General features: G+C 56.1%; 18 protein-coding genes and 2 pseudogenes. 15 read left to right on the plus strand and 5 right to left on the minus strand.

The features are described from left to right. The first annotated feature begins 71 nt into the window (after window positions 1-71). The 10 genes from atpD (at window position 72) to CWE01_RS24940 (ending at window position 7,683) form a co-directional block, all read left to right on the plus strand. Window positions 72-1,499: a F0F1 ATP synthase subunit beta gene (gene atpD / locus CWE01_RS24895; RefSeq protein ID WP_100943199.1), complete on the plus strand. Its 1,428-nt coding sequence runs from the start codon at window positions 72-74 to the stop codon at window positions 1,497-1,499. Continuing rightward, the gene (locus CWE01_RS24900; protein WP_100943200.1) at window positions 1,474-1,878 is read left to right on the plus strand and encodes a F0F1 ATP synthase subunit epsilon; all 405 of its coding nucleotides are present in this window, start codon (window positions 1,474-1,476) and stop codon (window positions 1,876-1,878) included. Before atpD ends, CWE01_RS24900 begins: the two co-directional genes overlap by 26 nt. Beyond that, entirely contained in the window at window positions 1,871-2,206 is a 336-nt protein-coding gene (locus CWE01_RS24905; protein WP_100943201.1) for an AtpZ/AtpI family protein, read from the plus strand. The genes CWE01_RS24900 and CWE01_RS24905 overlap by 8 nt, the downstream gene beginning before the upstream one ends. Next, the gene (locus CWE01_RS24910) at window positions 2,196-2,495 is read left to right on the plus strand and encodes an ATP synthase subunit I (protein ID WP_100943202.1); all 300 of its coding nucleotides are present in this window, start codon (window positions 2,196-2,198) and stop codon (window positions 2,493-2,495) included. The genes CWE01_RS24905 and CWE01_RS24910 overlap by 11 nt, the downstream gene beginning before the upstream one ends. Next, a complete protein-coding gene (locus CWE01_RS24915) occupies window positions 2,485-3,201 on the plus strand; it encodes a F0F1 ATP synthase subunit A (protein ID WP_100943203.1) in 717 nt (238 codons plus the stop codon). Before CWE01_RS24910 ends, CWE01_RS24915 begins: the two co-directional genes overlap by 11 nt. Before the next feature lie 2 nt (window positions 3,202-3,203). Continuing rightward, window positions 3,204-3,485, plus strand: coding sequence for a F0F1 ATP synthase subunit C (locus CWE01_RS24920; RefSeq protein ID WP_100943204.1), 282 nt, complete (start codon window positions 3,204-3,206; stop codon window positions 3,483-3,485). A gap of 3 nt (window positions 3,486-3,488) precedes the next feature. Further along, window positions 3,489-4,295: a F0F1 ATP synthase subunit delta gene (locus tag CWE01_RS24925; RefSeq protein ID WP_100943205.1), complete on the plus strand. Its 807-nt coding sequence runs from the start codon at window positions 3,489-3,491 to the stop codon at window positions 4,293-4,295. After that, the gene (locus CWE01_RS24930) at window positions 4,285-5,832 is read left to right on the plus strand and encodes an alternate F1F0 ATPase, F1 subunit alpha (protein ID WP_100943206.1); all 1,548 of its coding nucleotides are present in this window, start codon (window positions 4,285-4,287) and stop codon (window positions 5,830-5,832) included. Before CWE01_RS24925 ends, CWE01_RS24930 begins: the two co-directional genes overlap by 11 nt. Continuing rightward, window positions 5,829-6,707, plus strand: coding sequence for a F0F1 ATP synthase subunit gamma (locus CWE01_RS24935; RefSeq protein WP_100943207.1), 879 nt, complete (start codon window positions 5,829-5,831; stop codon window positions 6,705-6,707). The genes CWE01_RS24930 and CWE01_RS24935 overlap by 4 nt, the downstream gene beginning before the upstream one ends. A gap of 169 nt (window positions 6,708-6,876) precedes the next feature. Continuing rightward, the gene (locus CWE01_RS24940) at window positions 6,877-7,683 is read left to right on the plus strand and encodes a PRC-barrel domain-containing protein (protein WP_100943208.1); all 807 of its coding nucleotides are present in this window, start codon (window positions 6,877-6,879) and stop codon (window positions 7,681-7,683) included. Between the two features lie 29 nt (window positions 7,684-7,712). On the opposite strand, the gene CWE01_RS24945 is transcribed toward CWE01_RS24940, so the two are convergent. Next, window positions 7,713-8,339, minus strand: a complete 627-nt coding sequence (locus CWE01_RS24945) for a class I SAM-dependent methyltransferase (RefSeq protein WP_100943209.1) — start codon at window positions 8,337-8,339, stop codon at window positions 7,713-7,715. A gap of 926 nt (window positions 8,340-9,265) precedes the next feature. Here CWE01_RS24945 and CWE01_RS34380 point away from each other — a divergent pair. The 3 genes and pseudogenes from CWE01_RS34380 to CWE01_RS24955 form a co-directional block, all read left to right on the plus strand. Next, window positions 9,266-9,685 (plus strand): annotated as a pseudogene (locus CWE01_RS34380) (HAMP domain-containing protein); the annotation flags it as partial. 102 nt (window positions 9,686-9,787) lie between these two features. Then, a complete protein-coding gene (locus CWE01_RS34385; protein WP_370868275.1) occupies window positions 9,788-10,543 on the plus strand; it encodes a methyl-accepting chemotaxis protein in 756 nt (251 codons plus the stop codon). A 17-nt stretch (window positions 10,544-10,560) separates the two neighbouring features. After that, complete coding sequence (locus CWE01_RS24955; protein WP_100943211.1) at window positions 10,561-11,481, plus strand: substrate-binding domain-containing protein; 921 nt, start codon at window positions 10,561-10,563, stop codon at window positions 11,479-11,481. Window positions 11,482-11,628: 147 nt separating this feature from the next. Here CWE01_RS24955 and CWE01_RS24960 read toward each other — a convergent pair whose 3' ends face one another. Next, the gene (locus tag CWE01_RS24960; protein ID WP_100943212.1) at window positions 11,629-12,423 is read right to left on the minus strand and encodes a nitrilase-related carbon-nitrogen hydrolase; all 795 of its coding nucleotides are present in this window, start codon (window positions 12,421-12,423) and stop codon (window positions 11,629-11,631) included. 144 nt (window positions 12,424-12,567) lie between these two features. Next, window positions 12,568-13,464, minus strand: coding sequence for an MFS transporter (locus CWE01_RS24965; RefSeq protein WP_371917160.1), 897 nt, complete (start codon window positions 13,462-13,464; stop codon window positions 12,568-12,570). Between the two features lie 342 nt (window positions 13,465-13,806). On the opposite strand from CWE01_RS24965, the gene CWE01_RS24970 reads away from it, so the two are divergent. Both CWE01_RS24970 and CWE01_RS24975 read left to right on the plus strand, forming a co-directional pair. Next, a complete protein-coding gene (locus tag CWE01_RS24970; RefSeq protein ID WP_177410512.1) occupies window positions 13,807-14,478 on the plus strand; it encodes a hypothetical protein in 672 nt (223 codons plus the stop codon). A gap of 218 nt (window positions 14,479-14,696) precedes the next feature. Then, window positions 14,697-15,047 carry a hypothetical protein gene (locus CWE01_RS24975; protein ID WP_100943213.1) on the plus strand — a complete coding sequence of 117 codons (351 nt, stop codon included), beginning with the start codon at window positions 14,697-14,699 and terminating at the stop codon, window positions 15,045-15,047. 609 nt (window positions 15,048-15,656) lie between these two features. Here CWE01_RS24975 and CWE01_RS24980 read toward each other — a convergent pair. Beyond that, window positions 15,657-18,695, minus strand: coding sequence for an SIR2 family protein (locus CWE01_RS24980; RefSeq protein WP_100943214.1), 3,039 nt, complete (start codon window positions 18,693-18,695; stop codon window positions 15,657-15,659). Between the two features lie 182 nt (window positions 18,696-18,877). After that, window positions 18,878-19,003 (minus strand): annotated as a pseudogene (locus tag CWE01_RS24985) (AAA family ATPase); the annotation flags it as partial. Window positions 19,004-19,348: the final 345 nt, after the last annotated feature.

Genomic DNA, 19,348 nt, shown 5'->3' on the forward strand with positions numbered 1-19,348 from the left:
ACCTTGGACTCTTTGCCGCAACTATGATGAGGACGTTGAACTTGTCTTGATACTATGCAACAGGGTGGCGCGTGAAAAACATTGCCAACTTTTCGAACATTGGCGTCATCGTTTCAGTACGTGGCAGCGTGGTCGATGTTCACTTCAAGTCCCGGCTTCCGCCCATACACTCCTTATTGCACACGGGGAGTGATGGCAAGGTTCTCATTGAAGTCTTTGCCCAGCTCGACGCGCAATCTGTGCGCGGCATTGCCTTGACTCCAACCCAGGGGCTTGCCCGTGGGATGCAGGTTGCGGACAGTGGTGGGCCGCTATTGGCGCCCATCGGCAAGGCCATCCTGTCACGGATGTTCGACGTCTTCGGCAATGCCATCGACCGCTTGCCTGCGCCAGAGGTCAGTTGGCGCAGCGTGCATCATTCGCCGCCGGCACTGGAGCACCGTACGACCCAATCCGAAGTTTTCGAGACGGGTGTCAAGGTCATTGACGTTCTCATGCCCCTGGAGCGTGGCGGTAAAGCGGGTTTGTTCGGTGGTGCCGGGGTGGGCAAGACCGTGCTGCTGACCGAGATGATCCACAACATGGTTGGCCAGCATGAGGGGGTCAGCATTTTCTGCGGTATTGGCGAGCGATGTCGCGAGGGCGAAGAACTCTATCGTGACATGAAGGCAGCCGGCGTACTCGACAACATGGTGATGGTATTCGGCCAGATGAACGAGCCTCCGGGGGCTCGCTTCCGAGTGGGTCACGCGGCGCTGACCATGGCCGAATATTTCCGTGACGAGGAACATCGTGACGTACTGCTGCTGGTGGATAACATCTTCCGCTTCATTCAGGCCGGTATGGAGATTTCCGGGTTGATGGGGCAGATGCCGGCCCGCCTGGGTTATCAGCCGACCCTGGGCACCGAGCTGGCACAACTGGAAGACCGCATCGCCAATACGGATAGCGGCGCCATTACTTCGATTCAGGCGGTTTATGTGCCGGCAGACGATTTCACCGATCCGGCAGCGATGCACACGTTCTCGCACCTTTCGGCTTCCATCGTGCTCTCTCGCAAGCGGGCCAGCGAAGGGCTCTTTCCGGCCATCGACCCACTGCAGTCAAACTCGAAAATGGCAACGCCCGGCGTCATCGGAATTCGACATTACACATTGGCCCAGGAAGTTCGTCACACCCTTGCCCAGTATGCCGATCTCAAGGACATCATCGCCATGCTCGGTCTGGAGCAGTTGTCCAGCGAAGACCGCAAAGTGGTGGGGCGTGCCCGGCGACTGGAGCGCTTTCTCACCCAGCCGTTTTTCACCACGGAACAATTTACGGGTATGAAGGGCAAGCTCGTCAGCCTCAAGGACGCCCTTGACGGCTGTGAGCGCATCCTGCAAGACGAGTTCAAGGACGTGCCGGAGTCGGCGTTGTACATGATTGGCAACATCAACGAGGTCACGGACAAGAAAGCGCCGGAGGGGAAAAATGCCGTCAACCAGCATGCATCTTAAAATTCTCCTGCCATTCAAGGTCTTCGCCGAGAAGCTGGATGTGTTGCGCATCGTTGCCGAATCAAGCGGGGGGGCGTTTGGCCTGCTGCCTAACCGACTTGACTGTGCCGCCGCCCTGGTGCCGGGCATCCTGACTTACGAAACGGTGAGTGGAGGCGAGGTCTGCCTGGCGATTGATGAAGGCGTACTGGTTAAAACCGGTCGTGAAGTGCTGATTTCTGTTCGTGATGCCATTGGCGATAGGGAGCTTGGAGAGCTCCACAAGGTGATCGAACAAGAGTTCCTGAGCCGGCACGAGCAAGAGAAAAGCGTTCGTTCGGCGCTCGCCAAACTGGAAAGCGGCTTCATCCGTCGTTTTGCGGCCCTGCATCATGGGTGAGGAAGACAAAAAACCGGCTCCCGGCGAGAACGATTTCAGTCGGCAAGTCGGCATCAAGGCTGCACGCAAAATCAAGGCTCAACGCCGGGTAACGCGTACGGTCTGGTCAGGGTTCGGCATGATGGGATTGATCGGTTGGTCGGTGGCGATTCCGACCCTGCTCGGTGCGGCATTGGGCCTGTGGCTGGATGACCGCCATCCGGGCGGACGCTCATGGACGTTGGCACTCATGGCCGCCGGTTTGGTGCTGGGCTGTTTTAACGCCTGGCACTGGGTGACCAAAGAGGAGCAGGAAATACATGAACAGGAGGCGGACGATGATGAATGATCTGGGGCTCCTGGTGCCGCTGCTGGCAGGCCTGCTGCTGGGCATCCTGTTCTTTGGCGGCCTGTGGTGGACTGTTCAACGGGCGATGTCGTCGAAGTGGGCAGGGTTGTGGTTTTTCGCCAGCCTGCTGTTGCGCACGGCAATCGTACTGGTCGGTTTCTATCTGGCCTGCGGCGAAGCGTGGCAGCGCTGGCTGGCGGCATTGCTTGGCTTTGCCGTGGCACGCCTGCTCATAACGCGGATGTCCCGCCCGGCTGTCACGGCGCTGGAGGGGGATCATGCACCTTAGCCCTGACGACATTGTCTTGTGGCAATACGGCTTGTTCAAGATCAACGCCACCATCGCCTTCACCTGGGGGCTGATGCTCGTGCTGACGCTGGGCTCCCATCTGGTCACGCGTCGTCTATCCAAAGACCTGGAGCGCAGCCGCTGGCAGAACCTCCTGGAAATGGTTGTGACTGGCATCGTCACGCAGATTGGCGAGGTGGGCCTGGTGCAGCCGCGTCAGTATCTGGGCTTTCTTGGCACCCTGTTCCTTTTCGTGGGAACGGCCAGCCTGTTCACCATTGTTCCCGGCTATGAGCCGCCGACCGGTTCCTTGTCGACCACAACGGCGCTGGCTGTTTGTGTCTTCATTGCCGTGCCGTTGTTCGGTATCGCTGAATGCGGACTGCGTGAATACCTGAACGCCTACCTCAAGCCAACGATCGTCATGTTGCCCTTCAATATCGTCAGCGAATTGTCGCGCACGCTGGCGCTGGCTGCGCGCCTGTTCGGCAACATGATGAGTGGCACGATGATTCTGGCGATCTTGCTGACCATTACGCCCTTTCTCTTTCCCATCCTCATGAGTGCGTTGGGGCTGTTGACCGGCATGGTGCAGGCCTACATTTTCAGCATCCTGGCCGCGGTCTACATCGCCGCAGCGACGCGATCGCGCAAGTCGCCCGGAAAGCCCGAACCCACTTCAACCAATGCCCCCCGGAAGGTGTGACCATGGACAGCATGACAATTATTGCGGTGGCTTCGATCATTACCTCTGGCCTTACCATTGCCATCGGCAGTATCGGCCCGGCGCTCGGAGAAGGGCGCGCAGTCGCCACCGCGCTCAGCGCCCTGGCCCAACAGCCCGACGCATCGGCAACCATTACCCGGACCCTGTTTGTCGGCTTGGCCATGGTCGAGTCGGTGGCCATATATTGCTTCGTGGTATCGATGATTCTGATTTTTGCCAACCCATTCTGGAGCCACGCCATCGCCCAGGTCGCTGGAAAGTAGATCATGCTTATCGACTGGTTCACTGTCGGCGCGCAGATCCTCAACTTCCTGATACTGGTGTGGTTGCTCAAGCGTTTTCTCTATCGTCCGATACTCGATGCCGTTGACGCCCGCGAACAGCGTATAGCCAAGGAACTGGCTGACGCCGACGCCGAAAAAGTCGGGGCAGGGCAGGAGCGTGAGGAATTTCAGCGCAAGAACGCCGCTTTCGACAAGGAGCGGGCAGCGTTGCTCAGTCAGGCAACGGAAGCGGCGAACACCGAGCGCCAGCGCCTGCTCGATGCCGCACATCAGGAAACCACCGACCTGAGCACCCGGCAGCGGGAGAGCCTGCGCAATGAAGCGCAAGAACTGCATCAGGAAATTTTCCGCCGCACACGACAGGAAGTCTTTGCCGTTGCCCGCAAGGCGTTGAGCGATCTGGCCGGCGCGACACTGGAAGAGCGAATGGTCGCTACTTTTATCGAGCGACTGCAGGCCCTGGGTACCGACGCGAAGCAAGCGCTGAGCAGCACACTGCTGGACAACAAAGGACTGCCGATTGTCGTTCGTACCGCCTGTGATCTATCCGTAGCGCAGCAGTCCGCTATCGAAGCGCAACTCCAGGTACTACTGGGGGCCGACGTTCCTGTGCGTTTCGAAACCGCTGAGCAATTGATCTGCGGTATCGAACTGTGTACCGAGGGACATAAGGTGGCCTGGAGTATCACGCACCATCTGACGGAGATGGAAAACGCTCTCGACGACCTGTTCGATGTGAAGACATCGGCGAACCCCGCCCTCGGGAAGGACGACGCAGATGCCCATTGAGCGGCTGGAGACGGTTCTGGATCAGACCTTTAGCCGCATACGTGAAGCGACAGAGGCATTTGTGCCGCAGTTGGAACCTCGAGAGGTCGGACGGATTCTTAGCGTCGCGCCTGGTATCGCCAAGGTTTCTGGCTTGCCTGGTGTTGGTTTCGAGGAGGTTCTGATATTTCCGGGAGGCATCAAGGGCATCGCCTTCAATATCGATGAAGATGAAATTGGCGTTGTCCTGCTCGGCGATTACTGGAATCTGCAAGCCGGCGACCCGGTAGAACGTGGAGGGCATGTCGTCGATATTCCAGTGGGTGAGGCCTTGCTGGGGCGCACTATCGATCCGACGGGGCGCCCCCTGGATGGCTTGGCGCCGCTATTGACTGGAACCCGTTTGCCTCTGGAACGACCGGCCGCCGCCATCATGGACCGGGCTCCGGTCACTGTTCCGCTGCAAACCGGCATCAAGGTGATCGATGCGCTGATCCCGGTCGGACGTGGACAACGCGAACTGATTCTCGGCGATCGGCAGACCGGCAAGACGACGATTGCACTTGATACCATCATCAATCAGCGCGACAAGAACGTCATTTGCGTCTATTGCGCCATTGGGCAGCGCGCTTCCGGCGTTGCCAAGATTATCGACACCCTGCGGGAAAAAGGTGCGCTGCCTTACACCGTGGTGATCATCAGTGAGGGCAACAACCCGCCGGGGCTTGCCTATATTGCGCCCTACGCAGCGACCAGTATTGCCGAGTATTTTATGGAGCAAGGTCACGACGTGCTGGTGGTCTACGATGACCTGACCCAGCATGCGCAGGCCTATCGGGAGATTTCGCTGTTGCTGCGTCGCCCCCCCGGGCGTGAAGCCTTTCCCGGCGATATTTTCTATATCCACTCGCGCCTGCTCGAACGGAGCACTCACTTGCGCCCGGAACTCGGCGGAGGTTCGCTGACAGCCTTGCCTATCATCGAAACCGCCGCCCAGGATATTTCCGCCTACATCCCGACCAATCTGATTTCCATCACGGACGGCCAGATTTATCTGTCGCCTTCGCTTTTTGAACTCGGAGTACTGCCGGCAGTTGATGTCAGCAAGTCGGTTTCACGTGTCGGCGGCAAAGCGCAAAGCGCTGCCTATCGAGCGGTGGCCGGTGATCTGAAGCTGGCCTATGCCCAGTTCGAGGAACTCGAAACCTTCGCGCGCTTTGGTGCCCGCCTGGACGAAGCAACCCGCCAACTGATCGAACATGGCCGGCGGATTCGTGCCTGCCTCATGCAGCAAGAGTCCTCACCCTTGCCGGTATCCGTGCAAATCACCGTTTTATTGGCGTTGACTGCGGGACTGTTCGACCCGGTGCCACTGGCCCGCATGGGCGAAGCCGAGCAGGCCGTTTGGGCCGCTGCGGCCAATATTCCCGCCGAGCTGACGGCCAGCCTGGAAACCACCGAAAAACTGAGCGATGCGCACAGGGCTCTGATTACCGAACTGGCCAGGCAGGCAGTGGCAGGCTTGCCGCCAGAGCCCGACACCAAGGCTCCGTCATGAGCAATACCGCAGTGGGTCTGCGCCGCAAGATCGCCAGTGCCGGCGATCTCGAGTCCGTGGTACGGACAATGAAAGCGATGGCAGCGTCGAACATCAGCCAGTACGAAAGCGCCATGCACTCGTTGGAGGACTATGACCGCACTGTTCAACTCGGGCTGCTCGCCTGTTTCCGCCAGAGTCGATCAAGTACCTCCGTGCAGCCAAAACTCCAGCATGCAGGTACGGTATGTGCGGTGGTTTTTGGCTCCGATCAGGGACTGGTCGGTCAGTTCAACGATATTCTCGTCGAGTTTGTGATTGAAACGCTGGAAGCGCTGCCGGGCAGGAAAATGGTCTGGGCTATCGGCGAGCGCATCCGGTCACGCCTTGAAGACAGCCCGTTGAGCGCCTCCACCAGCTTCACCCTCCCGAACGCCATCGTCGCGATCACCCCCTTGGTCGGCCAGATCCTGCTTGAGATTGAAAGCCAGCGTGAGAGGGGAGAGATCGGGCAGGTTTACTTGTTTCACAACCGCCCCAAATCAGGGGCACTCTACGAACCGGTCAGTCAGCGCATGTTACCGCTGGATGATGCGTGGCGATGCGAGTTGGCCAACAAGGGCTGGCCAAGCAATAACCTTCCACAAATGCAGCCTGGCGGCGAACAGACTTTATTCGCGTTTATTCGCGAATATCTATTTGTGTCGTTATTTCGCAGCTGTGCTGAATCCCTGGCCAGTGAAAATGCCAGCCGTCTGGCTGCCATGCAACGTGCTGAAAAAAATATCGGCGAACTATTGGAACGTCTTGGCGGTGATTTTCATCGACTGCGCCAGAGCGCTATTGACGAAGAATTGTTCGATGTCATTTCAGGTTTTGAAGCCTATGACCGGTAGTTCGTCCGTTACCCGGTCTGCGCGTTAGCGGGCCCATCGACAGAGTGCGGCAGCGAACAGACGCCGGAAGGGGCAAGACGCACAATGTCCTGGGTCAAGTCGAGTGCTCGGCCTACTGAGGTTCCATGCACCGGGAACATCGATCGGTGCTTTACGAAAGGAAAGCCCTATGTTGCGAAGTATGCAAGACCTGGAGGACTACACCATTGGTGCCACCGATGGTGATATCGGCGAAGTGAAAGACTTCTACTTCGATGATGAGACATGGGTGGTCCGATACTTCATCGTCGATACCGGGGCCTGGCTATTCAGTCGCAAGGTGCTGATCTCGCCAATTGCCATTCAACATGCCGATTGGATGTCACAACGGCTACTCGTTGCACTCACCAGGGAGCAAGTCAAAAACAGCCCCGACATCGATACGGACAAGCCTGTCTCCCGGCAGCACGAGATGCAATACCTCGGTTACTACAGTTATCCGTACTACTGGGGGCGTGCGGGCACGTGGAACAACGGAATGTACCCGGGTGGCTTCGGGCTCCTGGCCGGACAGGCCGAAGAGGAGCATGCCCGTGAAGCGCATGCAGAGGCCGAACGGGCGAGCCATCTGGGTGACGACCACCATTTACGCAGTTGCAAGGCCATTATCGGGTATCACATCAAAGCCCCCGATGGTGAGGTCGGGCATGTCGAAAGCCTGCTGATCAACGAAGAAACCTGGGCGATTCAGTACCTTGTGGTCAACACAAGCAACTGGTGGCTGGGGCACAAGGTGCTGATTGCTCCCGAGTGGATCGATTCGGTGTCCTGGCGGGACAGCACCGTTTTTGTGGACCTCAAGCAAGCCGCGGTCAAGACGTCGCCTACGTATGAGTCCTCAGAGAAGTTGAACCGGGAACGGGAGTCGAATCTATACAACCACTATGGGCGAGCAGGCTATTGGCTGGTTGAAACCGTGATCGAACGAAAGGAGTGAGAGGTTCAGCGTACCGCACTAGCGGTCGCTCACGCTGAGTCTTTCTTGCAAACCACATTGATGAATGGGAAAGACCCACCGCCGGGCGTGGGTTCATCGATCTCGGAGAACTCGACCAGCCCATGCTGGCCGAACTCCCGCTCAACCGAGGCGGTATCGTAGAAGAACATCTTCAGGCCGGGCATCCGCTCGTACCAATCCTCGCCAAGCCTTGCGCCTTGGCCATACATAGGGGCTTTCTTCGAGATGACGGTGAAGATCATCTGCCCACCAGGGCTGAGCTGGCGGTAGCAGTCTCGAATGAGCTTCGCCCGTCCCTCGGCATCCAGGAGATAGATGAGCCCGTAGCAGAAGATGCCGTCGTACAAATTGTCGTCGTACGGCATGTCCGACACCGAGCCGTGGTAGATCGGGATCTGCAGGTCGAGTTGCGATCGGGCGAGAGCGATTGCCGTGTCGGATATCTCGATCCCGGTGACTGACATCCCCTGATCAAGAAACACCTTTGCGTTCCTGCCGTATCCGATCCCGGGTATCAGGACATCCTTGACGCCCATTTGGGCAAAGTGCTCCTTGGCGAGCAGGGCAGAAGTGGTTGGATCCAGCCCCCACATCAGTTGATTCCCGGCGAAGGCGGTTTCCCAGAACTCAGTCATGGTGGTCATGGCTCCAATAGCGTGCGTCTACGGTCACATTTCACGTAACTTAAAATATTGCGTGATGATGTGAGTGTCAACCGCCTGCGAGGATGTGCCGTGGAGCCTAAAGTTGGCTATTGCCACGCCGATAGATATTCCAGGTCATCAAGAAACCGCCAAGATCCGTGCTCCCTGCCACTCGTGCCTGAGTCCGTATAAAAATAAAGAGGATAGCCATGACCATTCTTCAGCGAGTGATTGGCGGATTTGCCCTGTTGTTGGTGGTGTTGCTCACCATGGTAGGCATCAGCTATCAAAGCACCCACTCGATCAGCGAACGCTTGACGATCATCACCGGCCAATCTGCGCCATTGAGCCGGGCCGCCAGCGAGCTTTACGTTCATATCCTCAGGGCCAACCAGGCACTGCTGGCGGTTCTGATCAGCAACGACCCCAAGCAGATCGACGACGGCAAGCAGCCGTTCAACGACAGCCTGGCGCGCTTTACTCAATTGCTCGAGAGTATTCCGAGCTATATCGGCGATCACCCGCAGCTACGCGACAACCTTGCTCAACAACGCCAACTCAGTGCGGCTTATGTCGAACAGGCGCAGAACCTGATGGAGACCCATCGCCAGTATGTGGCGCAAGTTGCCCAGACCCACGAGTTGCAAGGTTACAGCAGCAGCCAGGGAGTCCAGCTGACCAGCTATCTGCGCGACTATATCGCCCGTGAGCGCAGTGCCGGTGCCGATGAACACCTGGCCGCAGCGGAGAAGCTGTTGCTGGAGGTCAACAAATCCTACGACAGTCTGGCCGCCCACGCCGCCAAGCCAGATATCGTGACCTTGCAGCGTCTGCTTAACCTGCAGGACGAAGTGATTAACTCGCGGGTCCAGGCATTTTTGGCTGTTGACCCCAGGGTAGGGCGCATCGTCGCGGTCATGGTCAACCGTCTGCTCAACGACCTGACCGGCAGTGATGGGCTGTACCGTGCCTTTCAGCAGGAAGCGACCCTGGCCGACCATGTTCGCGAACAACGCCTGGCGACGGAAACCCGCCTGCTGGCCACGCTGGACAAGATCGGCGAATTCGGTAGCCAGTCTCTTGACGTGGCCAGCGCGGCGAAGAGCGATGCCGACGCGACCATCAGCAACAGCCTCAGCCTGCTGTTGATCGTCTGTGTGCTGGCGGTGTTGGCTGCTTTGGTGATCGGTACGTGGGTAGCCTTCAGCCTGCGTCGGCCGTTGGCGGCCTTTCGCGAGGTGTTGAAGCAGCTTACCCGGGGTGACATGCGGGTACGCTTCGATGTCAGCCGCAAAGATGAATTCGGTGAACTCGGCGGTTACCTCAACGAACTGACCCAGTCCTTGCAGACCACCTTCCGTGAGCTGATCGGCTCCGCCGATACCCTGGCCCAGTCCGCGAGCGATAACGCGGTGGTCAGCGAGCAGACCACGCGGGTAGTGGATGAACAGAAAGATCGCCTGCATTCCGCCGCTTCGGCCATGACCGAGATGGAGAGTACCGTCGAAGAAGTCGCGCGGCGCGCACAGGACACCCGTAGCGCGGTGGACGACACCAGCGAGCTGACTCACAAGGTGCAGCAGCGGGTGGCCGAGACCATCGTCAATATCCGCCAGCAGGCCGAGCAGGTGAACAAGGCTTCGGCGGTCACCGACGAACTGCAGAAATATGGCCAGAACATCGACAGTATCGTCGATGCGATTCGCACCATTGCCGAACAGACCAACCTGTTGGCGCTCAACGCCGCCATTGAAGCGGCCCGTGCCGGCGAGCAAGGCCGGGGCTTTGCGGTGGTGGCTGACGAAGTGCGCTCACTGGCCAGCCGCACCCAGGCGTCGACCAGCGAAATCCAGGAAATGATCGGCCAGATGCAGGGCAAGATTCATTCCGCCGTGCAAGTGATGAACGAAAGCCAGGTGCAATCCAACAACTGCGTGACCTTGGCCTCTGGCGCCGATGAGTTGCTGGTGGCGATGGGCGAGGCGGTGGGCACCATCCGTGACATGAACATTCAGATCGCTGCCGCCACCGAGGAACAGAGTGCCACGGTGCAGGAAACCAGCCGCATGGTCACCCAGATCAACGACTCCGCCCAACAGGCCGCCGAGGGGGCCGAGCGTACGGCCAGCAGCAGCCAGGGCCTGTCGGACATGGCCAAGGTGCAGCGTGAGCTGCTCCATCATTTCAGCGTATGACGCCGGGGAGACCGAACATGAAACAGTGGTTGACGCTTGCCTTGGGTATCAGTTTCCTTACGGCCGGTTTGGCCCAGGCCGCCACGCCGTTGTTGGGCGTGGCCATGGCCAAATACGATGACAACTTCCAGACCATCCTGCGCAATGGCGTGCAGAAACACGCCGCCGTGCTGGATGCCGATATCTTCATGGAGGATGGTCATGACAGCGCCGAGTTGCAGATGCGCCAGTTTCGTAACCTGGTCAATTCCAAGGTAGACGCCATAGTAGTCGCGATGGTCAATGCCAAGAGCGCCCCTGAAATGCTGCGCTTGGCCAGTGCGGCGAAAATCCCGCTGGTGTTCGTCAACCGCAACCCAGGTCCCGATAAATGGCCGGCGCAGACGGCATTTGTCGGATCCGATGAATTGGAGTCGGGCACGCTGCAAATGGAAGAGTTGGCTCGTCGCGCCAACTACAAGGGCAATGTGGTGATCCTGGTGGGGGACCCAAACAACAAGTCCTCGTTGATGCGCACCGAAGACGTGGAGAAGGTCGTCGCCAAGTACCCGAACATGAAAGTGGTGCAGAAGAAAGTCGGTAACTGGGAGCGTAGCCAGGCAGCTGCCATTGTTATTGATTGGGTGAAGGCGGGCGTGGACTTTTCGATCATCGCGGCCAATAACGATGAGATGGCCATTGGCGCGATCATGGGGCTGGAAAAGGCTGGCAAAAATGCCAAGGACTATTGGGTTGGTGGAATTGATGGGACGCCCGACGGTTTGAAGCTGATGGCCGACGGCAAGATGGCCGTGAGTGTGTTCCAGGACGCCATCGGCCAGGCGAATGGCGCGGTGGAGGTTGCGTTGCGTCTGGCCAGGGGGGAGAGTCTGGATTCACCGTTGATCTGGGTGCCGTTCAAGCTGATTACTCCGGAGAATCGTCAGGAGTTTGAATGAGACTGGTGAGTCAGGACGGGGTAGGGGCGGCAACCTCCATGTCTCGTCCAGCATCAGAATTCGGAAAAATCGTACACTAAGGTTTTGCCGTAATGGCCTGAATCTCCTGTCTTTCAGGTTGCTCGTTTGCCGCCAGACGTGGCTTTTTCATTTTGGGTGTGGGCCTGATAAAGCATAGCGACTTGCCTCTTCCATCAAGTCATCGCACATAGGATTCGCTTTGAGGATGTGCGCAGTTGGGTCGATTATCGACAAGCCAAGCGCAGTCTCTTCTGTGGCGGATGTCCAAACTTCTCCCATAGGCCCGACAATTTGGCTTTCACCTCTGAATGTAGCCTCTACGCCTGCATACATTTCCACACCGGTACGATTGGCACAGATTAGCGGAGTGGCGTTTTCCATTGCGCGAATGCGCGCAAGTTGGGTTGTCCAAGGTCCACCATAGTTGGCTGGACAGCACAATAACTGTGCTCCTTGACGCACCAACAGACGAGCGGCTTCTGGCATCCAAAGGTCAAAACAAGTAAGAACGCCAAAACGGCAGATTCCGTCATCGAAACACGCTAATGAATCGCCTGGGGTGAAGAGAGGCTTTTCTATGCGTGACAGGTGGCACTTGCGTTGTTTTCCCAGCCAGCGCCCTCGCGATACGACAATCGCCGTGTTGTAGATGTGATCGCCGTCACGCTCAGCGATGCCAGCAATTAGCGTTGCATTCTTGTCGGCCGATAGTTGCAGTAGGAACTGCGCTGTCAGCCCATCAAGCGCCGATTCAGCATGAAGAGACAATGCTTCACGCGAGTCATGAAAATAACCGATGGTGCAAAGCTCGGGCATGACCAAGAGATCAAATCGCGCCAAGTCTACACTATCGCGAATCTTCCTAAAGTTTGCTGCTGGATCGCCAAATGAAACAGGGTACTGCAAAAACGCGGTCAGCATAAAGTTGTCAAACCATTATGGAGGTTTTCTGGGCCCGGGCTTATCTTCCCTTGGGCGGCGTCAAGCTGAACTATACCCTTGCCGGATGTCAGGCAGGCCACCCGAGTTGTGTCAGCGTAGGGCCGTTTGATGGCCGGACGCATACTAGCCGGGTTGGGCCGCCAGGCTATTACTGACGTTACGCCCCAGCACAAGCACCGTAACAAAACCGCAGCCCACCAGGGCGGTCGCCAGGCTCAACAGCACCGAACTGCCCAGTTGGTCGACGATCTGCCCGCCAAAGAACGAGCCCAGGGCAATAATCACCTGGAACAAGGCGACGAAGAGCGGCATGCCGCGCTCCACATCCTTGGGCGCAACCACAAACATCCAGATGCTGGCGCAGGCCGGGAAGGCGCCGAAGGCGAAGCCCCAGAGCGCTATCAGCATCGCTGCGCCGGTCATGCCCGTGGCGAAGTAGGGAAACAGAGCGGTGCTGGTGCCGATCATCAGGGCGACCAGCAACAGGGTGTGACGTACGCTGCGGTTGGCGGCGAAGCCAGCGAAAATATTACCCATTACCCCGGCCACGCCATAGAGCAGCAGCAGTGAGCCAATAGTCGGCCCGTCGAAGCCTGCGCTGTGTTTGAAGAATGGAGCGACATAGGTGTACGCGGCAAAGTGCGCCAGGCCAATCAGCAGTACAGCGATCAAGCCAACCCGTGATTGTGGATTGATGAACAAGGCCGGCAGGTCGCTGATGCGAATGGCCTTTTCCGGGGTGAGCCGCGGTAGCAGGAATATCTGCGCCAGTAGCACCGGTACGCCCAACAGCGCGGTGACCAGGAAGGTCATGCGCCAGCCCATCAGGCCACTCAGCCAGGTGCCTACGGGCACACCCAGTACGGTGGCCAATGTCACACCCACCATGATGATCGAGGTGGCCTGGGCTACGCCGACTCCCTTGGGGGCCAGGCGGCCGCTGAGGGCAATGGCAGTGGCCCAGAAACCGCCGATACTGATGCCCAGGAGTACGCGGCCGAACAGCAGCAGAAGTGCAATCGATGAGACGCTCCAAGGAGAGCGTCCGCGGGTTCGATTTGAGGAGGCGACAGAAATTCAAGGCGCAACGTCTGAGGCTGATATCAGTAGGATCTTATGAACATACTTGATTTAACATAATATACATTATGCGAAGGAAAGGCGTGTTCGTGTGTGTTGCGCTCGCTTCCTACCATAAGGAGCAGCTTCAGCTGTTGCGCTTATGACTGTTGTTCATTTGAAAGACATTTCCGTGCCATCCGGACTCGTTGGTTGGTTGTTGACCGATGACCGTGAACGACCGCGCTATTGGTCGACAGTCTGGTCTTCGCTGGACGGTGCCAGCTTGGCGCCGTCCACTCCGTGATCGAACAGCTGTACCAGTCGGCCAGACGGCTGTACCAGGCTGACTGCCTTGATTGCTTGATTGCGGAGCTCAAATTCGATGAGCGTGAAGCCTGTCTTGAGACGTCTTTCATCACGGCCAGAAATCATGGTGCCCAGACTGCCGCCAACTACCATCCCAACTGGCGTGTGGCCTACGTTTTCGTCAAAAGTTGTGTTCAGCGCCTGGTGAAAAGTCATGCCGATCCTGACATGCTTTGGCTGCTGAGCATGCGCCTGGAGCGTCTGGAGAAGCTGTTTGACTCGCTGGGTATGGCCCCAGTGCTGGATGAGTTTTACCAGATCATTGATCCATACTCGGTTAATAATCCCTTTAGAAACAGTATGTTACGCTGGCGTAATTACGTATTGTGCCTACTCATGTTGCATCTTGGATTACGCCGCGGTGAAACCCTGGTGCTGCCTATGGATGCATTAAAAAGCGAAAAACGCTTCACCCCGACCGTAGAAACTGTGAACTGGCTAAACGTCGGCGACAATCCGTATCAGCGTGATCCGCGCCAAGAACAGCCCAGCCTAAAAAACAACAATGCCGCCCGGCAGCTGCCTGTGCCGCCAGCGTTGGCCAGCCTCATCAGGACCTTTGTCGAGAGCTACCGGATCATGCAAAAAAACGTTAGAAAATATTGATAGAGCATTGGCATGTCGACCAGGTGAAAAGCCTTTTCCGGATGGTCCGGATTTGTCGGTGCAGGTCCATCAAATAGACTTATTTGAAGGCTAGTCGCTTTTGCGCTAAACCCTGTTACGTGCCTAGCGGAGTCAATATGCCAGCACCGAGCAAACCTGTACGCCGCACCGTAAATGCGGTTAATCTTGATGACAATCGACTTAGCGTTCTCGAGTCCATGCTAGAAAACGATGAGAGAATAACTGCCGGCGCCGTTTCCACTCTCACGCGAGACACATTTCGCAGAGACCTAATTGCTCACTATCAACAAATGCAAATGGCCCGAAACCAATGGGTAGAGCGAGCTAAAAAGAACTCTCAAAAACGGTTGATAGCCAGTCTTGCAATGAAAGACGAGCGTATAGAAGATTTAGAGCGGCAAGTCGCTCTGCTCACGGCCTCTCACAAGGCTATTATCCTAGCTGTGGGCGAGTTGGGAGGCCTTCGTGCATGGCAACGATTTTTTTCTCATTATGACGAACATACGCTGATGGTCTTGTCCAACCTCAAAGAGCCTAAGCCTGACTAGACGCCACTCTCCCCTCCCCTGATCAAAGCGACAAACTAATTGGGCAGAGCACTCCTTCTGCAATCAGTTCCTCCAGCCGGGCACAATGTGTGCAATCAATCGAGTATCTCCAGAAGAGCTTGAAGGGCCTGCAGAGCGATTGTGTGAAGTAATGCGAAAGCCCTTGGGTGGGAAGAGTCGTCAACGGCTGCCCCGCCCGAAATTCCTGAACGAATGACTATTTTTTGCCCTCCAGTCCTGGCACTGCTCCATGCTGCACAGTACTCCCCCCTTCAAGTTTATAGCTCTCTCGAATACTGAGACGGAATTCGTACTTAAGCACGGAGATGCAGACCGCATGACGTTGCGCATGCGGCGTCGGGCAATGATTGGCGCTGCGAGGTCGTTGCGACGGCACTTGTAGGAGCAATCCTACGAACTTGGTGTAGCGAAGCGTTCCCAGTTCCTCCTGAGTCGTCACTACCGTATTCGAAGACATTGGACTCCGAGGCGGAAGTGTTTGAATCGCTGCCCCTCCAAGTAACGCGCAGTTGTTCACAGTGACTCAGAAAACACCGTATGTGCCTGCGACTACAGAACGGGCTCGGCATCGCCGAGCCCGGAAGAAGCTTAGATCTCGATCGTTGCGAGTCTTCCGTAGTAATACGATACTGCGGAATCACGCTCGGGCATGGTTTCGGGAAGACCAAGAGTTTTAAACTTATTCACCGCTTCAAGCTCAGGTTTCTGCTCGTCACGCAACCGCCAGTAGAGTGAACTGTACTTGAATAGCTGAAGCAGGTTGATGTAGTCATTATTTACCTCAAAAGCCGCCCAGAGGATGCGGTGGCATTTTGAATGAAGTGGCGTCAGATTGTCATGGTATAGATGGTGGTAAATGCTGATGAGCGTGGAGATTTCATTAGCGTCGAGCGAACCGCGGACTGTCATAAGTGAGTCTGCGTAGGCGAGCGTCGCCCGGATTTGGTTATACAAGTCTTTGTTCTCGTGACAGTACTCGACAAGCTCTTTGAGCATTTCGGCTTTGGCAGGAGCTTCGAGATCATCAGCACGATCTAACGCAATATTGGCGTACAGCGTGCTTGCTTTGGTTTTTGCCTTAGCCTGGATCTTTGATATATCAGCTTCTCTGGTGGAGATATCACTGTTTGAAAGCGCGATGTGGGCGGCCTGCATCGCGACGCTGCCCTTGCTCAGCTTCTGCGCCTGAGTCGCATACTCAACAGCTTGGGTATGATCTTTCCTCCCTGAATAGATCATAGCAATATGCAGCTTGATCGAACCTATCAGCTTTGGCTGATCAATGTGATCCTGGCACCCCAGTAGCATTTGGAGTGCCTCACCAGCATTTGCCTTGTCACCAACCATCCGGATCGACTGCGCGCATAAGTAAATAAAGAACCAGTATTTTTGATCCTTATCCCAGCTATCTAGCATCGACTTCAGCGCGATATACAAGTCCTGCACGACCTTGTAATAAGATTTTTTGCTCACTGTCGCGCAGAACTGCGAGGCGAGTTCCATACCAACAGTACGCCACCTTTCGTTGGATTTGCCTTCGACGAAGACTTCAACGATTAAGTACTTGGCGTTGTTGATCTCGGACGATTTTTCGCTGATGTCATTCGCCTTGAAGATATGATGCAGCTTGGGATTCAGGGTCTCCCAATCTTCACCGAAGTAGAGCTGGTAGGCCTGATTTTTGATCTTCGCGATTTCCTTGGGCTTCATCTCTTGGGCGAGCCACTGCCTCACAGGACGGGTGACGATGAGCCTTTTTTTAGAACCCCGGGTGCCGGTGTGGCCGAAGCTGTCCTGATCCTCCACATAAATGAAACCTTCTCGCTGGAGGATGACCACGTGATCAATCGAATATTTCTTCGATCTATCGACCCGCTTGATGTTGTCCAGATATTCGCCGTAAGGGAACACAGCCAAGCTCTTAAGCAGAGAAAATGCATAGCGCTTTTCGATTTCCTTCGCAGTTGACAGTGCCTTGATGGAGTCTCCGAAGCGGCCCGTCAGATTGATGCGTGAGCTGCCTCGCTCACTGATGATCTCTTCCAGTGATGCGACGACAAGCTTATCCAGCGCTTCCTTGATGATCCGAGGGACGCCGTTGGTGTGTTCATAAAGCTGCGTGAAATCATCGTTGCCCAAGCCGCCTTGGTAGAGAAGGTGTGACTCGATGTACGCCCTGGTATCGGCACCGTCCAAAGCAGTCAGCTCGACCGCCTCGTTTCTCCAGGCGGGCAGATTCCGACTTATTAAAATCATCCGGAGATTCGGGCAAAAGGAAGTTAGAATATCCGTCAGGCTTAGGAGATCGGCTTGGAGTTTTTCCTTGTCGTCACAGGTGTCGAGCGGAACGTCCCTTAGAAGCAAGTAAGGCTGGTCAATGAGCGACAAGGTGCTACAGAATGATTCGAATGAAGCGCCCAAAAGCTCTTCGATTTGGCGATAGAAGGATGCTTTGTCGGTGTAGTTGCCAATGTTTACTGAATAAACCTTGTTGGTTTTGTTAGATATACGTGCGATCAGTGCGGAAATGAATTCATCTTCTTCCATCCCCCAGTCAGCAGCCAACCACAAGCGTCTGTGGAGATTCAGGATCTGCTCCGCTTGGAATGACTGGGCGTGCCTGACGCTGTGAGCTTGAGGCGCTGGGGGGAGCGGGCTATGAATGCCATCCAGGGTGGCGGTCTTTTGCCCTTGTTCCATACGTTGGATAGCGGTGTTGCCTCGCAGGTCTGGGTACGCCCCACGGTTCTGACTTGTAACCTCGTGGAACAGTCCATCAAGGAATTGCCCAAGAGACGAATGATTCGTGCCGAAGCCGATTGGCTCGACGATATTTTTCCATGCTGCATCCGCTTTACGCGCAGTGACTTCTGAATCCTTGATCAGTGCAAAAGTAGAGTGCTTGGTCGACTTGAGCTCTTTTCTCAGCCAGCTGAGCGTTTTGTCGAAATTAGGGTCTTCAAACGTGCCTCCGCAACCTAAGAACACTAGGTTTTCAAACACTGTCAGGTGCTGCTGGAAGAAGTTGCGTGTACTGCTTTGTATCGTGGTTTCATAATCTCCACTGCTCAGAATGCAGGTGTCGGGCTTCTTCCAGTGGCCGTGTAGGTGAAGAATGCCTTTACGCTCGCCTTTGAACCACTCGATGACCTCATCTGACTCGGTCATATACACGGGTGAAAGGTTGGTGACATTCTCTAGTAGCGAGTCATAGTTGAGAGTGCAAATTTTTACCCCTGCGTCCGATAAAGCTCTGACGGTATTGGCAAGCGCCTCGTTGTGAATCTCGACTTCACTGAACTCTTTTGTCAGCCATGCGGCGTAATCGTAACCATCGCCGTTGGACAGGCTACCCGACAGGAAACCGGCCACATGCAAGATCTCGGTAGTGGTCGGCGACCCGTCTAAAAGCTTGAGCCAGTTCTCAGCGCTGGCCTGTTGGATTTTCCCGATCTCGACAGCGTAGCGAAATCCGCTTCGAATCAGCCCAGTCCAGGCAAGCTGGGGGACTTGTCCATCGGTCAGCCCCATACTCATGCCTGTGCCGATGACCAAGATGGTGTCTTTGCTCGGTTTGATGCGTTTGCTTGCGTATTCCAGATTTAAAGCCGTGTTGTTCATATCCATTGTAATAGCTTCCAATTGGAGATGCTGAGATGTGTTGGCGCTGATTGAAAACTGACCCCCCGAGGGCGGATTGCTGATTTTTGTCCCAGCAATTGTGGATAAAGCTTAGCAGTAGTGTCTTGGTTGAAGACGCATCGGGCACCACCACATGTAGGCATGCGGCAGGGTGTTTACGGTGCAGATCAGAACGGTTCATCGTCCTCGATACCATCTTCGCCCTTGCGCTTTCGTTCTCGCGATTTGATCTTTGTCTGGGCGGCCAAGGTGCTATGTTGCAGGCGGTAGGACTCGTTGTCTGTTTCCACGACACGCTGGAGCAGGCGCTGAAAGCCGATTGACGCAACCGCCCGCTGACGCTGGCGGATGCGCTTAATAAAGCCCGCATCTATAAGTTTGCCGACATCAAGATCCAGAGCGCAGTTGACTAACCTCGCAGAAAACCCTGAGCTAGAGATGATGGCGAGGTCAAACAGGGCGAGCAAGCCAAGTGCCACCACCCACCCCTTAGACCTTAGTCGCATATCCAATGGCCTCGCGCAGTTCCAGTCAAACGCCGTACCCGCCGCAGAATAGGCATCTGCAGCGGGTATAGGTCATGGAAAGCTCAATCTCACCAAAATTTGACGAGATGGAGGAGCACTTTCAGAAGCGCT

This window comes from Pseudomonas sp. QS1027, assembly GCF_002814235.1.
In the GTDB taxonomy this organism is placed as follows: domain Bacteria; phylum Pseudomonadota; class Gammaproteobacteria; order Pseudomonadales; family Pseudomonadaceae; genus Aquipseudomonas.

Bases quoted from the DNA above. Each gene is read 5' to 3' on its own strand.
- CWE01_RS24900 (WP_100943200.1), top strand. From the start codon at position 1,474: ATGCCGTCAACCAGCATGCATCTTAAAATTCTCCTGCCATTCAAGGTC.
- CWE01_RS24905 (WP_100943201.1), top strand. From the start codon at position 1,871: ATGGGTGAGGAAGACAAAAAACCGGCTCCCGGCGAGAACGATTTCAGT.
- CWE01_RS24910 (WP_100943202.1), top strand. From the start codon at position 2,196: ATGATGAATGATCTGGGGCTCCTGGTGCCGCTGCTGGCAGGCCTGCTG.
- CWE01_RS24915 (WP_100943203.1), top strand. From the start codon at position 2,485: ATGCACCTTAGCCCTGACGACATTGTCTTGTGGCAATACGGCTTGTTC.
- CWE01_RS24920 (WP_100943204.1), top strand. From the start codon at position 3,204: ATGGACAGCATGACAATTATTGCGGTGGCTTCGATCATTACCTCTGGC.
- CWE01_RS24925 (WP_100943205.1), top strand. From the start codon at position 3,489: ATGCTTATCGACTGGTTCACTGTCGGCGCGCAGATCCTCAACTTCCTG.
- CWE01_RS24930 (WP_100943206.1), top strand. From the start codon at position 4,285: ATGCCCATTGAGCGGCTGGAGACGGTTCTGGATCAGACCTTTAGCCGC.
- CWE01_RS24935 (WP_100943207.1), top strand. From the start codon at position 5,829: ATGAGCAATACCGCAGTGGGTCTGCGCCGCAAGATCGCCAGTGCCGGC.
- CWE01_RS24940 (WP_100943208.1), top strand. From the start codon at position 6,877: ATGTTGCGAAGTATGCAAGACCTGGAGGACTACACCATTGGTGCCACC.
- CWE01_RS24945 (WP_100943209.1), bottom strand. From the start codon at position 8,339: ATGACTGAGTTCTGGGAAACCGCCTTCGCCGGGAATCAACTGATGTGG.
- CWE01_RS24955 (WP_100943211.1), top strand. From the start codon at position 10,561: ATGAAACAGTGGTTGACGCTTGCCTTGGGTATCAGTTTCCTTACGGCC.
- CWE01_RS24960 (WP_100943212.1), bottom strand. From the start codon at position 12,423: ATGCTGACCGCGTTTTTGCAGTACCCTGTTTCATTTGGCGATCCAGCA.
- CWE01_RS24975 (WP_100943213.1), top strand. From the start codon at position 14,697: ATGCTAGAAAACGATGAGAGAATAACTGCCGGCGCCGTTTCCACTCTC.
- CWE01_RS24980 (WP_100943214.1), bottom strand. From the start codon at position 18,695: ATGGATATGAACAACACGGCTTTAAATCTGGAATACGCAAGCAAACGC.